This window comes from Weissella hellenica, from assembly GCF_005405545.1.
GTDB classification, from domain to species: Bacteria; Bacillota; Bacilli; order Lactobacillales; family Lactobacillaceae; genus Weissella; species Weissella hellenica.
The window spans coordinates 36,636-52,086 of record NZ_BJEG01000011.1 but is presented as its reverse complement, the minus strand read 5'-3'; the positions used below and the strand labels follow the sequence as shown (position 1 = coordinate 52,086).

Below are 15,451 nucleotides of genomic sequence, written 5' to 3'. Positions count from 1 at the left end.
ATCAAAAAAAATACTATACCATTTGGGCTTTAGTTTTTAAGGAGAAAAATATGTTTTGTGGAATCGTTGGATTTACTGGTAGTAACAATTATCAATCAGCACCTGTTTTATTGAAGGGGCTACAAAAATTAGAATATCGTGGCTACGATTCTGCAGGGTTGTATGTTTCTGATGAAACGACAGGAACTGATCAACTAGTTAAAGAAAACGGTCGTGTTTCAGAATTAGCAAAGCTTGTGTCTTCAAAGGATGTTAAAGGATCTGCAGGAATTGCACATACGCGTTGGGCAACTCATGGTGTGCCATCAGTTGATAATGCTCATCCACACATGTCGGGTGACGGTCGCTTCTACCTTGTTCATAATGGTGTGATTGAAAACTATGCTGAGTTAAAGCAAGCTTATTTATCAGGCGTGCACTTTGAATCAGATACTGATACTGAAGTAGCTGTTCAAATGATTGATAAATTTGTTAAAGAAAGGGCCACCACAATTGATGCATTAAAGAAATTAATTGGTTTGATGGATGAAAATTCAGCATATGGTTTCTTATTAATGGATCGCGAAGAGCCTGAACGCATGTACGTTGCTAAGCAAAAGTCCCCATTATTGATCGGAGTTGGCGCAGATTTTAATGTGGTAACATCTGATGCAGTTGCTATGCTGGATCAAACACATGACTTTATTGAACTGCATGATGGTGAAATTGCGATTGTTGATCCAGATAATATACAATTATTTGATCAAACTGGTACACCAGTGACCCGTGATATTTTCCACTTGGATATTGATGCAACTGAAACAGACAAGGGCACTTATCCGTTCTACATGTTAAAAGAAATTGATGAGCAACCAATTGTTTTACGCCATCTTATTTCACGTTATTTGCCACAAAATGATGAACCTCAAATTGGTGAAGGAATTATCAATGATATCAAAGCTGCTGATCGTTTGTACATCATTGCTGCTGGTACATCATATAATGCTGGTTTAGTTGGTGCACGTATGTTTGAACGTTGGGCGGGTATTCCAACTGAAGTCCATGTTTCATCAGAATTTGCTCATGATCAACCATTGTTAGCAGAAAATCCATTCTTTATCTTCCTATCACAATCAGGGGAAACAGCTGATTCTCGTGAAGTACTTCAAAATATTAATGAGTTAGGTTTTAAGTCATTAACATTAACTAATGTTGAAAAGTCAACGTTATGGCGTGAAGCAACATATGCTTTACCATTGATTGCAGGTCCTGAAATTGCCGTTGCTTCAACAAAAGCTTATGTTGCCCAAATTACATTACAAGTTATTTTGGCGTACGCTTTAGCAGACCGCAAGCAATTAGGTCTTGATTTAGAACAAGAATTATCAAAGATTGCTGTTACTATTCAAGGAATCATTGATGATAAAGAAACGTTACAAAAAGTTGCTAATGATATGCTAGTGCCGTCACAAAATGCCTTTTACATTGGTCGTGGTGTGGACTCTGCAGTAGTTCTTGAAGATGCTTTGAAATTGAAGGAAGTATCATATGTTCAAACAGAAGGTTTTGCAGCTGGTGAATTAAAGCATGGGACTTTGGCATTAATTGAACAAGATACGCCCGTTATCGCCATCATGACACAACCAAGTTTAGCAGGATTAGTACGTGGTAATTTGGCTGAAACACAAGCACGTGGTTCAAAGACCTTTACGATTGTTACTAAGGCTATCGCTAAACCAGAAGATGATTTGGTATTACCAGATATTAATGAGTTATTGACGCCATTAGTAAGTGTTGTACCAGCACAATTGTTGGCTTATTATACGTCACTTGGTCGTGGCTTAGATGTCGATCACCCACGTAACTTAGCAAAGTCAGTTACGGTTCAGTAAAAATAATGAGGTCAGAACACAATAAGTGTTCTTATCTTGCAAAATAGCAAATTACTAATTTATTGGTAATTTGCTATTTTTTAATATAGGCATCGTTTGGGTAGTTAATAATTACCAATGAATGCCGTTTTGTTTCAAAGTACCTTTTGTTGTCGTGCTATTTTTTTATCATGCAATCACGTGTAAAATAGAAAATAAAGGTTATAAGTAATTTGGAGGCTAAGTAAAAATGTATCAACAATTAGTGACACACAACGGCAAGTTTCATGCCGATGATGTCTTTGCAAGTGTTATTTTGACACAACTGTTTCCTGAATTATCACTTATCCGTACACGCGATGAAAAGATAACAGATGATGAAAATAATTTTGTATATGATGTTGGTGGTGGTGAATTTGACCACCACGGTATTGACGACCAAAGACAACATGAAAATGGTGTCCCAATGGCAGCCTTTGGGTTGATTTGGCAAAAATTTGGTGAGACATATTTAAAAACAACGATGCCAACCATTACCTCAGATTTAATTGTGAAAACAAAAGCACATGTGGAAAAAAGTTTTATTATTGGCATCGATGCCTTGGATAACGGGGTTACAACTTATCAAAGTCCTGCATTTACGATTTCGGATGCTATCAATGATTTTTATGATGAAGATCATGATTTAGAAAGTTTTAAAAGCGCTATTGCGTTTGCAAAAGGTGTATTAGAAAACCATATTTATAAAACCGTTGCAAAATTAATTGCCGAAAAAGAGGTTATTGAACATGCGACTTTTATATCTGATGAATTATTGTTATTACCAGTTGTTGGGACATGGAAAGATTATGTAGAACATTTTGATAAATGTCGTTTTGTTGTGATGCCTAGAAAGGATGGTAACTGGATGATTCAAGGTGTTCCAGTAAGCCATGGTAGTTTCCAAGTTAAGCAACCATTACCACAAATTAATAAGCCATGGATTATATTTATTCATCGAACGGGCTTTATGGGGGTAGTAGACACACAAGAACATGCGTTATCATTAGCAAAATCGCTAATTGACAACAGTTTATTATAAATGAATATTCATTAATTAATCTGAAACTGATGCCTTTTTATAGAGGTTGGTCTGTTATACTTAATATAGGAAAAATTGAGGAGGCTAAATATGAAAATTAACACAATGCCAACAGAGTTTACGGATGCGTTACCAATTTTGGAAACAATTGAAGCTGCTGGGTATGAAGCATATTTTGTCGGTGGCTCAGTACGAGATACACTATTAAATAAACCAATTCATGATGTTGATATTGCCACTTCGGCTTATCCTGAAGAAATTAAGCGTATTTTTCAACGAACGGTAGATACGGGTATTGATCACGGTACGGTGATGATTTTAGATCATGGTACAGGATATGAGACAACAACTTTTAGAACAGAATCAACCTATACAGATTTTAGGCGCCCAGATGAAGTGACTTTTGTGCGGTCCCTGGCAGAAGATTTAAAACGGCGTGATTTTACTGTGAATGCTTTAGCTTTGACAAAAACGGGTGAAGTTATTGATTTATTTGGCGGCCTTTCAGATTTGAACGAAAGGGTGTTACGAGCCGTTGGAAAAGCTGAAGAACGCTTTCATGAAGATGCTTTAAGGATGATGCGTGCGGTTCGTTTCGCAGCACAATTAGATTTTAAAATTGATGAGGAAACGTTAGAGGCTATTTCTGCTAATGCAGCTTTGTTAGCTAATATTGCGATTGAACGGATTAATATTGAGTTTACAAAACTTATGCAGGGTACGGCAGCAAGCTATGGGTTGGTTGAACTTATAAAAAGTAGATTGAACAATTATATGCCAATGCTTGGCAATAGTGATCGTGATTTAGCAGCCTTGGCACTTTTGTTACAACAAGGACAACCCACGACTGATAACCAAGCTTGGACATTGTTGGCGTTTGAATTAGGCCTAAATCCACAAACAACTGGTCAATTTTTAAAAGCTTGGAAGCAGCCAAATGACATGATTCAAATTGCTAAAGCATCTGTGTCAGTTATGAACGATTTGCGATCTAAAGATGTTGACGATTGGCAACTCTATCAAACTAAATCAGCTATCACAACAACTTTAGCAGCCATTAGACTTAGTGAGCTAAATGTTGATGTCGACAGGTTAGAGGAACGTTATCAAGCACTTTCCATTAAAGATAAAAAAGCATTAGCAATTAATGGTGGTGAATTAGTTAAAGAACTACAGTTAGCCCCCGGACCGTTATTTGGAGAAATTTTAGCTAATTTAGAGTATCAAGTCGTGATGGGACAAGTATCTAATGACAAAGAAATGTTATTACGGGCGGCTGTCGAATTTGTACAGAAAGAGAAGAAATAACTTACAATGAAACAATTACGGGCAGTAAATCTGCACAGTGTTTATGGTGAAAAAACGTTACTGGATCAAGTATCGTTTTTAATTGAAACAGGTGACCGAGTTGGGATTGTTGGTGTCAATGGTACTGGTAAAACAACCTTGCTTAATGCCGTTTCTGCCATTATGCCAGCTGATGCAGGGACTATTGAAACACCAAATGATTATACGATTGGTTATCTACAGCAAGAGCCATCTTTGGATGAAGATAAAAAAGTATTAGACGCCGTTTTTAGTGGTGCGCAACCAGTGTTCCAATTAATTCGTGATTATCAAGCGGCTTTGGGTGCGTATTCGCAAAATCCAACTGATGATAAATTATTGGCACGGTATACAACACTTGAACAACAAATGACGCAACAAGACGCTTGGTTAGCTGAATCTGAAGTGAAAAATATCTTGTCGCAATTACATTTACCGAATCTAGACCTACCAATTTCATCATTGTCTGGTGGACAACGTAAACGTGTCGGTTTAGCCCAAGTACTTATTCAAGCACCAGATTTATTGTTATTAGACGAGCCAACTAATCATTTAGATTTTGACTCAATTGCATGGTTGGAAAAATATCTTGCTAGTTACAAGGGTGCTGTTATGACCGTAACGCACGATCGTTATTTCCTAGACAAGGTGACGAATCGAATTTTTGAGTTATCATTTGGAAAATTATATGAATACCACGGTAATTATGAAAAATATGTGACAGCTAAAGCTGAACGAGTCGCATCTGAAGCAATCGCTGAGCACAAGTCAGCGCAACTATATAAAAAAGAATTAGCTTGGATGCATGCAGGTGCTAAAGCTCGTTCAACTAAGCAAAAAGCACGAGAAAATGCCTTTGCTGACTTAGCCGCACAACAAGGCACGCGTCAGGTTGAAGAAGATGTGGCAGTTAATTTAGGACAAACACGTTTAGGTAAGAAAGTTATCAATATTCAAAATGCTAGTCTAGCATTTGATCAGCTCAAAATTTTAGATAATTTCAGTGCGTTGGTGCAAGGAAATGAGCGGATTGGTATTACCGGACCTAATGGATCAGGTAAGTCAACTTTGTTAAATGTGATTGCAAAACAGCAACAATTAGATACAGGCGTTGTTGAAATTGGGGAGACAGTTAAGATGGCGTACTATACGCAAATTACTGAACCGATTCCAGATGATAAACGTGTGATTGCCTATTTGAGTGAGGTTGCTGAAGAAGTGATTGATCGGGATGGTAATCATGTATCAGCTGCTGAATTATTAGAACAATTTTTGTTTCCACCATTCATGCATGGTACATTAATTCGTCAGCTATCAGGTGGTGAAAAACGGCGTTTGTATCTATTAAAATTATTAATTCAACAGCCAAATGTTTTGCTATTAGATGAACCAACTAATGACTTGGATATTGGGACACTAACTGTTTTAGAAGATTATTTGCAAACATTCACAGGTACAGTGATTACTGTTTCCCATGACCGATATTTCTTGGATAAAGTTGCAGATAAACTTTGGATATTCAAAGGTGAAGGTGCTGTTACCAGTTACAATGGTCGTTTTAGTGATTATTTGACTGATTATGGTGTACCAACGCTGGTTCAAAAAGATACTAAGCCAGTATCAGTTGTGCCAACGACAACTAAAGCACCAGCACCTAAGAAGAAAAAACTAACGTGGTCAGAACAAAAAGAATGGGAAACCATTGAAGACGAAATGGCAGCATTGGAAACTAAAATTAGTGAAATTGAAGTTGATATGACAACTCAAGGGGACGATTTCACAAAATTAGGTGACTTACAAAAGCAACTTGATGAGACTAATGAAGCGCTAGAAAATAAAATGTTACGTTGGGAAGAATTGTCTGAACGTATAGAAGGTGGGGCATAATATGGCTGAAAAAAATTTAATTTGGGCGCAAACACTTGATGGTACAATTGCGTTAAATGGGCAAGTGCCATGGCGTCAAAAAGCTGATTTACGTTTTTTTAAACAAGCAACAATTCATGAAATGGCGTTGATGGGTCGTAATACGATGAAAAGTTTACATGGGCGTCCCTTGCCTAATCGCTTAAATGTTGTTTTGACACACGATGAGGGGTTAGTCGTACCTGAGGGATTTCAAAAAGTTTACTCTCTCAAAGAAGCAGACCAACTTGCGGATAGTAAAAATCTAAAGTTACAAGTTATTGGCGGTAAGGCAATTTATGATAGCTTTTTAGCGATTGCTGATACGCTATATGTCACTTATTTGCAAACGGATTTTACGGGGGATGTTAAAATGCCACCGGTTGATCAAACGATTTGGCAAGCTGAGATTATTGATGAAGGTTCAGCTGACGATGATAATGATTACGCTTGGCATTTGGTAAAGTATACACGTTTTTAAAACCCAAAAAATTCATTAATTATTCTGTGACAAACATGGTGAATGAGCGTAGAATGACCTTGTAAAACATTTTGGCAATACACTAAGGGGTATTGATATGAAGTATATTGTAACGTTTTTTTGGACTTTTGTTTTAGGTGAAATTATTGGTTACATTGGTAGTGCTCTAGAAAGCACAACCTATGATGCAACAGCAACTTCTTTGTTTGCAGTTGTTGTTGGTATGATTGCTACGATTGCTTATGTCGCAATTTCTAAATCTGCTGCACCACATGCAGATAAATAAATTTCATCTCATCGTTTTAAGACAAGGAGATCACTGTTGCCAGTGGTCTTTTTTATTTGTAATCGCTATAATAAAAACAAGTTACAATACACGAATCAAGTGATATAAAAAGGAGGCTATTATGGTACCACTGCAAACCATGACAGCATTTAGTTTGTTGCGGAGCCCGATGACCCCTCAGCAATTAGTAAATACGGCAAAAGAAAAAGGTTATCAGGCTGTTGCGATGACTGATGAAAACGTCCTTTATGGTATGTATGATTTTTATCAAGCAGCACAAAATGCAAATATTAAACCTATCTTAGGATTAACGATTAAGATTGTCGGTTTGCAAAATTCACAAGAATATCCACTTGTTTTAATTGTGGCAAATCAAGCAGGCTATCATAATCTTTTGACGATTAGTAGTACGCTTAATACACAGGCAAAAAAAATTACGCTGGATTATTTAGCGGATTATTTAGCAGGTCTATACATTATTTTGCCTAGTATGGGCGAACTATCGGTGGTATTAGGAACAGAGCCTGATCGTGGTATCTCATTGGTAGAAACTTTAACCAATATTGTTGATGAAAATAATGTGTTTTTAGGTGTTTCAACAACAATGAGTACACAGATACAACAGGCAATTACGAATATTGCCACGCAAACTAAGACACGTATTGTTGCAAACGATAGTGTCAGTTATGCAAATGCATCGGATCAATTTGCCGCTCAAGTTATTCAAAAATTGGGGCAGGGTGAAATCGTCACTAATATTGGTTTAGCGCAAAAAAATCCTGCAACCGCTTATTTACGAGAAGAAGAAGATTGGATTAGTGCTTATGATAGTGTTGGCCTCATGCAAGCTGTCAAAAATACGGATTGGATTGCCGCCCATAGTCAGTTTGAATTGGAACAATCAGCGGTCACTGTACCTCGCTTTGAAACGCCACAACAACAAACATCAGGTAATTATTTGGCAGTTTTAGCCAAAGAAGGTTTAAAAAATCGTTTGCATGATATGCATGTTGATACGACAACGTATGAACAACGACTAAATGAAGAACTGCAAATTATAAATGAATTAGGGTTTGCTGACTATTTTTTGATTGTATGGGATGTTTTAAATTATGCACACAAACATAGTGTTCGGACTGGCCCGGGTCGCGGTTCAGCAGCCGGTTCTTTAGTTGCTTATGCTTTATGGATTACAGATGTTGATCCAATTGCTTATGATTTATTGTTTGAACGTTTTTTGAATCCTGAACGTCGGCAAATGCCAGATATCGATATTGATATTCCCGATAATCGACGTGAAGAAATTTTGACTTATCTGCATCAACGTTATGGTCACGAACGGATTGCTCAAATTATTACGTTTTCAACAATGGCACAACGAGCCGTTATTCGTGATGTTGCCCGGGTTTTTGGTTTGAATCCTAGTAAAATTGATAGTTTGGCAAAAACTTTACCGCGTGACACTCCCAATTTAAAAGCAGCTTATGAAACATCGTTGCCGTTTCGTAATGCTTTAATGGATTTACCTGTGGATGGGCAACTGTTATATCAAACAGCGTTAAAACTAGAAGGTTTGCCACGGAATGCCTCGCTACATGCGGCCGGGGTTGTTTTGTCAGCCGAGCCCTTGGTTAAACATATGCCTGTCCAGCTAGGTGAAGATGGTCGTCTTGTAACACAGTTGCCGAAAGGACCAGTCGAGGCGTTAGGTCTTTTAAAAATGGATTTTTTGGCGCTGTCTAATTTGAATATTTTGGATATTGCAATTCGAGAAATTCAAAAAATACCTGAATATGAAAATTTTAAAATTACAACGGTTTCGTTAGACGATGAACAAACTTTAAAATTATTTCAGAATGGTTTAACTAATGGTGTGTTTCAATTTGAATCGGGCGGTATGAAAAATATCTTACGTCAAATGCGCCCTGATAGTTTTGAAGATATTGTTGCAGCGAATGCTTTGTTTAGACCTGGTCCAATGCAAAATATTTCGCATTTCGTGGCACGTAAACATCATAAAGAGGCACAAGACGTGCCTGATCAAAGTATGGCTGATATTTTAGCTCCGACATATGGCATCATTGTGTACCAAGAACAAGTTATGCGGGTTGCTGAAAAATTTGCAGGCTTTTCATTGGGAGAGGCCGATTTATTGCGGCGCGCAATGTCTAAAAAAGATCATAAAAAGATTGCAGCTATGAAATCAAAATTTGTTGATGGCGCAGTTGCTTTATCACATGACGAAAAGGTGGCACAACAAGTATTTAGTTATATTGAAACTTTTGCTGAATATGGATTTAATCGTTCACATGCGGTGGCATATTCAAAATTAGCCTTTCAATTAGCGTACATCAAAGCACACTTTCCATCAGCCTTTTATAAAGCAGTCTTAAATGATGCTATTGCAGATCGCAAAAAAATTGGTCGGTATATTTCAGAAGCAAAATTACGACAAGTTGTCATTTTACGTCCCAATATCAATACATCATGGCAAGGTTATAGCACAAATAAACAAGGACAATTGCAAATGGGATTAGCTTCAATTAGTGGTTTGCGCCGCGATTTCAGAGAAGCAGTACTAGGAGAACGCCAAGAAAATGGGCGCTTTAAAGATATGGCTAATTTAATTGGTCGCCTCCCCAGTAAATATAGGAACGTTAGCCACCTAGAACCTTTAGTATACGCAGGCGCATTGGATGATTTTGGCGTTAATCGTAAAACAATATTAGCGTCACTACAAGGTTATATAGATGCGATTGGATTAGCTGGCGAGTCGATGTCTTTGTTTGCGACATTAACACCTAAGATGCGCGAAGTTGCAGAATTTCCATTAACGGAAAAATTAGCATATGAGCATGATGTGTTAGGTGTGTATCTTAGTGGGCATCCTATCGAACCTTATTTAGCAGTTGTACCTGCACCACAACGTACTGATGTTGCTAATTTGACAGCAGGTATGAATCATGTACAGGCTGTTGTTTATATACAAAATGTTAAAAAGATACGTACAAAAAAAGGTGATGCAATGGCATTCGTGGATGGTATTGATTTAACAGGCAATTTGTCAATCACGATTTTCCCGGGTTTATTCAAAAAAATTAGTCATTTGTTAGTTAATGAACAGGTGCTAGTTGTGACGGGTAAAATTGAACAGCAACGTGGGCGTGATGACATACAAATGGTTGCAAACCAGGTGATTAATGGGGACGATTTGTTAAATGCTAAAAAACAATTAAAACTGCAAAAAACACAGGCTACTGGTCAATGGTACTTACGAATCATGACATCAGCCCAAGAAGCGGGGGTATTAGAAACATTACCAGCGATTTTTCAACAACATTTAGGTGCTAATCCAGTGCTAATGGTTTTTGAACGTGATGGTCGTAAGATTGCATTAAATGAAACTTATTGGCTAGCAGATGATCAAGCAACTGTTCAAGCAATTCAGAGTGTTTTAGGTGAGAATAATGTGATTTTTAAACATAATTCTTAATAAATTATGAAAAAAGTAAACAAGATACAATACAAACACCAGCTGAATGGGTTAGAATAGGTTAACTATTCAGATTAGTAGAAAGATACAATGCTGCGGGTATTAAATCCCAATCGGCGTGAATCTAAAAATAGAGGATGATTTTATGGCAGAAGCAAAACAGTTAACGGCACAAGATGTGCATGAATTAGTGGCACACTATATGAATGATGGGCATGTCAAAAAAGTGGATAAAGCTTATCAATTTGCTGCACATTTACATGAAGAACAACGGCGGAAGTCTGGTGAGCCTTATATCGTTCATCCCATTCAAGTAGCTGGTATTTTAGCTGAATTACATATGGATCCAGATACAGTGGTGGCTGGATATTTGCATGATGTTGTCGAAGATACAACCGCAACATTGGCAGACGTTGAAAATGCATTTGGGCATGATGTCGCTGTGATTGTTGATGGTGTTTCAAAATTATCAAAAATTAAATATAAATCATCACGTGAGCAGCTCGCTGAAAATCATCGTAAGTTATTGCTAGCTATGTCACATGACATACGTGTGATTATTGTTAAACTGGCTGATCGTTTGCATAATATGCGAACACTTTCGGCCTTACGTGAAGAAAAACAAAAACGGATTGCTTCTGAAACTTTGGAAATCTACGCACCATTAGCTGATCGTCTTGGAATTATGACGATTAAATGGGAATTAGAAGATATGGCATTACGTTATTTGAATTTTGAAGCATATCACGAAATTGCTAAATCAATGAATTTACGTCGACAAGAACGCTTGGCAATCGTTGATCAAGCTGTAAATGATATTGAACATGCTATTACAGACTTGAAGTTGAAACATACTGACGTATACGGGCGACCTAAGCATATTTATTCAATTTATCGTAAAATGGTAGACAAGAATAAGCGTTTTGAAGAAATTTATGATTTATTGGCAATTCGTGTATTAGTTGATACGATTCCAGAAACTTACGCTGTTCTAGGTGCCATTCATGCTCGTTGGACGCCGATGCCAGGCCGCTTTAAAGATTATATTGCCTTGCCAAAAGCAAATGGGTATCAATCACTGCATACTTCCGTAATTGGACCAGGCGGACGCCCCTTAGAGGTACAAATTCGAACATATCAGATGCATGAAATTGCAGAGTTCGGTATTGCCGCTCATTGGGCTTATAAAGAAGGTAATTTTGCTGGTGCGGACGTTCAAAATGCGGATCAACAAAAATTAAATATGATTCAAGGTATTTTAGAACTGCAAGACGATGCACAAGATGCTGATGACTTTATGGAATCTGTTAAGGGAGACTTATTTACAGATCGTATTTTTGTTTTTACACCTAAAGGCGACGTGATTGAGATGCCAAAGACAGCCGGTCCGCTAGATATGGCTTATACGATTCATACCAATGTGGGAAATCACACGGTTGGTGCGAAAGTCAATGACCGCATGGTACCATTGGATTTCCCTATTAAAACAGGCGACATCGTTGAGATTTTAACGTCACCAAACGCACAACCTAACCGTGATTGGCTATCGATGGTTTCAACACGACGTGCTCGTAATAAAATTAATCAATATTTTCGTAAACAAGATCGAGAAGATAACGTTGAAGCGGGTAAAATGATGTTGGCAACCGCTTTAGAAGAAGAAGGTTACAATGTCGAAGAGATTATGCAACCTGAAAACGAAGAACACGCTGCTGAAAAGTTACATTATCTAGCAGTTGATGATATGTATGCTTCGCTTGGGTTTGGTGATATAAAGCCACAAGGGGTAGCCAATCGTTTTACTGAAGAAAAGCGTGCTGAAATTGAAGCTGCGCGACAAGAGGTAGAGCAAAAAGCGATTTTAGAGCAACATCAAACAATCGAAAGGGCTGTCAAAAATAATAAGTCACATACTCATCGTGAAGATCGTATCGTCATTCAAGGTGTAGATAACATGTTAGTTCGTTTGGGCCACTGTTGTACGCCAATTCCTGGTGACGAAGTTGTCGGTTACGTTACAAAGGGAAGAGGTGTCTCTGTCCATCGGCTAGGGTGTCCTAATCTTAAGGCAGCGACCGTCCAAGGTAATCGTTTAGTTGATGTCACTTGGGATGATCCTGAAGGAAACAATAAGACTGAATATGATGCAGATTTACAAATCTCGGCAACTAATCGTAATAAATTATTGAATGACGTTATTCGCATAATTAATAACACAACGCGTTCCCTTAATTTTGTTAATGGTCGGACGGATCATAATAATGATGTGCGTATTTCAGTTAGTATCGGGGTTAAAAGTTTAGCGCAATTAGAATCTATTATGGTTAACATTCGTAATATTAAAGACGTATATGAAGTAAAGCGAGCATTTAAGTAATGAGAGTGGTTCTACAGAGAGTAAAGTCAGCTGATGTATCTATCGAGAATAAAATTGTCGGTCAAATTGGTGCTGGTTATGTACTATTGGTAGCAATTAGTGACAATGATACGGAAGATGAATTAGATTATTTAGTTAGAAAAATTACAAAATTAAGAGTTTTTGAAGACACTGTTGGCAAAATGAATTTGGCTATTGGCGATATTTCAGGCCAAATTTTGTCAGTTTCGCAATTTACGTTATATGCAGATACTAAAAAAGGCAATCGACCTAGTTTTACGAAGGCTGGTCAACCTGAATTTGCTAATAAAATGTACCAACTATTCAACGAGAAATTACGTGATACTGGTTTAATGGTTGCCACAGGAGAATTTGGATCGGATATGCAAGTTCAATTAATAAATGATGGACCAGTTACAATTATCTTTGATACTGAAAATAAGTAATTCGTTTCAGTTTGACTATCAAATGTTAGTCGATTTGCATAAAAAATAGGAGTATTTGATGTATATTTAAGGTGCCTGTAAAGTGCTCTATGATATAATACTTTATATACTAAATTGAACAACAAAGTGTGAAGGGAGTAGTGTTATGGCAGAAAAGTTAATTCAATTGCGTGTTGAGGACAACGTCAAAGACAAGGCGGATGAAATTTTTAAGTCACAAGGTTTAACTACGCAGACAGCAATCAAGATTTTCTTGACACAAGTTGCAAATACTGGTGAGTCACCTTTTAGCAATTTGTTCTCACGCAATTTATCAAAGTAAAAGTAAATAAAATTCGGTTGGGCATATGCTTCAAGTTCCTGGGTGGGTAACCAGTTAGGGACCTGTTGTGTACGCTTTTTTTTGGAGGTTTTTAATGATATTGTTAGGGCAACTCGTTATTTTAATTATAATAACGCTTATATTGGGTAAAATTAGTAAAAAATTAGGATTTGCACAGGTGGTAGGACAATTATTTGCTGGAATTATTGTTGGGCCTGCACTGCTTAATTGGGTCACTACCGGGACAACACTGGATTCATTATCAGAAATAGGGGTGTTGTTATTGATGTTTACAGCCGGTTTATCAACTGATATGGGGCAGTTGAAACAGCATTTAAAAGGGGCATCATTGACTGCTATTTGGGGTGTTGTTGTGCCTTTAATTTTATTTGTCGTTGTTGCAATTATGTTAAGTTATGATTTTAATATTGCTGTTTTCTGGGGTATTGTCTTTGCAGCAACTTCAATATCTATTACAATCAGCGTGCTGGGTGAATCGGGACAATTAGGATCACAAGTTGGGGTTGTTGTATTAGGTGCGGCAGTTTTAGATGATATCATTGCGCTGTTGTTAGTGGGAGGCTACGTATTAGTTTTTGGGGGTGAAGGATTAGGTATTTCAACGTTACTGCCGATTATTGTATTTTTGCTTGGCGCTGTCCTAAATAGAATGGTAAACACAACAAAAATGACCCAAATAGTTAATGTATTTGGTGAATGGACATTATATCCAATTTTCTTTGGTTCAATTGGGTTACATATTTCTCTGGCTGGTTTAAAGGATAGTTGGCCGTTGATTATTATTCTGACCGGATTGGCAGTCGGCACAAAATACTATGGTGCGCAGTGGGGTGCTCGCATGGCGCAACTAGATAAACCAGCAGCTCGTGCAATCGGTGCGGGGATGGTGTCACGTGGTGAAATGGCGCTAGTTATTGCACAAATTGGCTTACAAGCAAATATTATTGCAGAAAATATTTTTGGAGATATGGTTATTGTCATTATTTTATCAACAATTATCGCACCATTACTTTTGCGACCATTATTAAAACAGTTATAAAAAAGGTCAAAGGGACCTCACAATGTGAAGTCCCTTTGATCTTTTTTAATGTATTATCGGCGTTTATTATAGTGGGTCGATGTCATAACGCTTAGTACGTAGTTCGTGCTTTTGTGCTTTTGTTGGCTTATATAAGAATTCAAAATATTCTGCACGCCAATCATCAAATGATGTTGCTAAATTGATGATTTCTTCTGGTAATTCTTGGCGAGGAACACGATTTGCATCAGGATGGGATGCAAAGTATTCTTGCAACCAATCATCAATTTTGGCATGTCCAGCATTTTCAGCTTCAACGTTAAACCAATTTGTTGGTTCTGCATGAATTAATTGATCCTCAACGTCAAATAGTTCCATCGTACCATGAACTTTAAAGGGGCGAATTAGAGTTACTTCTGGATTAAATTTCCAAACAAAATTACCCGGCGCTGTTTCTTCAACATCCTCTAATTGCACGACGGCACCAGCCATATTAGATGGCAACCCAGCTTGCTTCAATGCATATGATGTGACGACTAAATCACCACGGTGGTCAGTACCAAAGGGGTAAACAACCCCAATTTTAGCGCCAACAAGGATATCGATTAGGACTTGTGGTTCCATACCAATTGCTTTCATAATAATACTCACTTTCAACTTAATATAAAACATTTTAGCAGAAAAAACGCTATTTTTAATAGCTTATTACATAGATTGTGGTTTACATATACCATATCTCAGATATATCTGTTAAGATAATTAGATATAGTGAACAAGATTACTGGCGCTATTAGGCTGGTTAATAAGCACCTTTACCAGTGCCGTGGCATCGGACGACTTGTAGA

Annotated in this window: 12 protein-coding genes; 11 read left to right on the top strand and 1 reads right to left on the bottom strand. The window is 37.5% G+C overall.

Features of this window, described 5'->3' with window-relative positions; translation table 11 throughout:
• Positions 1-50 precede the first annotated feature (50 nt).
• The 11 genes from glmS (at position 51) to FFM61_RS06575 (ending at position 14,627) form a co-directional block, all read left to right on the top strand.
• Entirely contained in the window at positions 51-1,871 is a 1,821-nt protein-coding gene (gene glmS / locus FFM61_RS06625) for a glutamine--fructose-6-phosphate transaminase (isomerizing) (RefSeq protein WP_074427765.1), read from the top strand.
• A 229-nt stretch (positions 1,872-2,100) separates the two neighbouring features.
• Positions 2,101-2,931, top strand: a complete 831-nt coding sequence (locus FFM61_RS06620; protein ID WP_074427764.1) for an MYG1 family protein — start codon at positions 2,101-2,103, stop codon at positions 2,929-2,931.
• 90 nt (positions 2,932-3,021) lie between these two features.
• Positions 3,022-4,239, top strand: a complete 1,218-nt coding sequence (locus tag FFM61_RS06615) for a CCA tRNA nucleotidyltransferase (RefSeq protein WP_074427763.1) — start codon at positions 3,022-3,024, stop codon at positions 4,237-4,239.
• 6 nt (positions 4,240-4,245) lie between these two features.
• Positions 4,246-6,144, top strand: coding sequence for an ABC-F family ATP-binding cassette domain-containing protein (locus FFM61_RS06610; RefSeq protein ID WP_074427762.1), 1,899 nt, complete (start codon positions 4,246-4,248; stop codon positions 6,142-6,144).
• Between the two features lies 1 nt (position 6,145).
• A complete protein-coding gene (locus tag FFM61_RS06605) occupies positions 6,146-6,643 on the top strand; it encodes a dihydrofolate reductase (RefSeq protein WP_074427761.1) in 498 nt (165 codons plus the stop codon).
• A 97-nt stretch (positions 6,644-6,740) separates the two neighbouring features.
• A complete protein-coding gene (locus tag FFM61_RS06600) occupies positions 6,741-6,929 on the top strand; it encodes a YjzD family protein (RefSeq protein ID WP_074427760.1) in 189 nt (62 codons plus the stop codon).
• A 121-nt stretch (positions 6,930-7,050) separates the two neighbouring features.
• Positions 7,051-10,422, top strand: coding sequence for a DNA polymerase III subunit alpha (locus tag FFM61_RS06595; protein ID WP_074427759.1), 3,372 nt, complete (start codon positions 7,051-7,053; stop codon positions 10,420-10,422).
• Positions 10,423-10,567: 145 nt separating this feature from the next.
• Positions 10,568-12,799 carry a RelA/SpoT family protein gene (locus FFM61_RS06590; RefSeq protein ID WP_074427758.1) on the top strand — a complete coding sequence of 744 codons (2,232 nt, stop codon included), beginning with the start codon at positions 10,568-10,570 and terminating at the stop codon, positions 12,797-12,799.
• Positions 12,799-13,245, top strand: a complete 447-nt coding sequence (gene dtd / locus FFM61_RS06585; RefSeq protein WP_074427757.1) for a D-aminoacyl-tRNA deacylase — start codon at positions 12,799-12,801, stop codon at positions 13,243-13,245. The genes FFM61_RS06590 and dtd overlap by 1 nt, the downstream gene beginning before the upstream one ends.
• A 145-nt stretch (positions 13,246-13,390) precedes the next feature.
• Positions 13,391-13,567 (top strand): type II toxin-antitoxin system RelB/DinJ family antitoxin, encoded by a 177-nt coding sequence (locus FFM61_RS06580; protein WP_002827374.1) that lies wholly within the window; start codon positions 13,391-13,393, stop codon positions 13,565-13,567.
• 94 nt (positions 13,568-13,661) lie between these two features.
• Positions 13,662-14,627: a cation:proton antiporter gene (locus tag FFM61_RS06575; protein ID WP_074427756.1), complete on the top strand. Its 966-nt coding sequence runs from the start codon at positions 13,662-13,664 to the stop codon at positions 14,625-14,627.
• Positions 14,628-14,693: 66 nt separating this feature from the next.
• Here FFM61_RS06575 and FFM61_RS06570 read toward each other — a convergent pair whose 3' ends face one another.
• Positions 14,694-15,245: a hypothetical protein gene (locus FFM61_RS06570; protein ID WP_074427755.1), complete on the bottom strand. Its 552-nt coding sequence runs from the start codon at positions 15,243-15,245 to the stop codon at positions 14,694-14,696.
• Positions 15,246-15,451 lie beyond the last annotated feature (206 nt).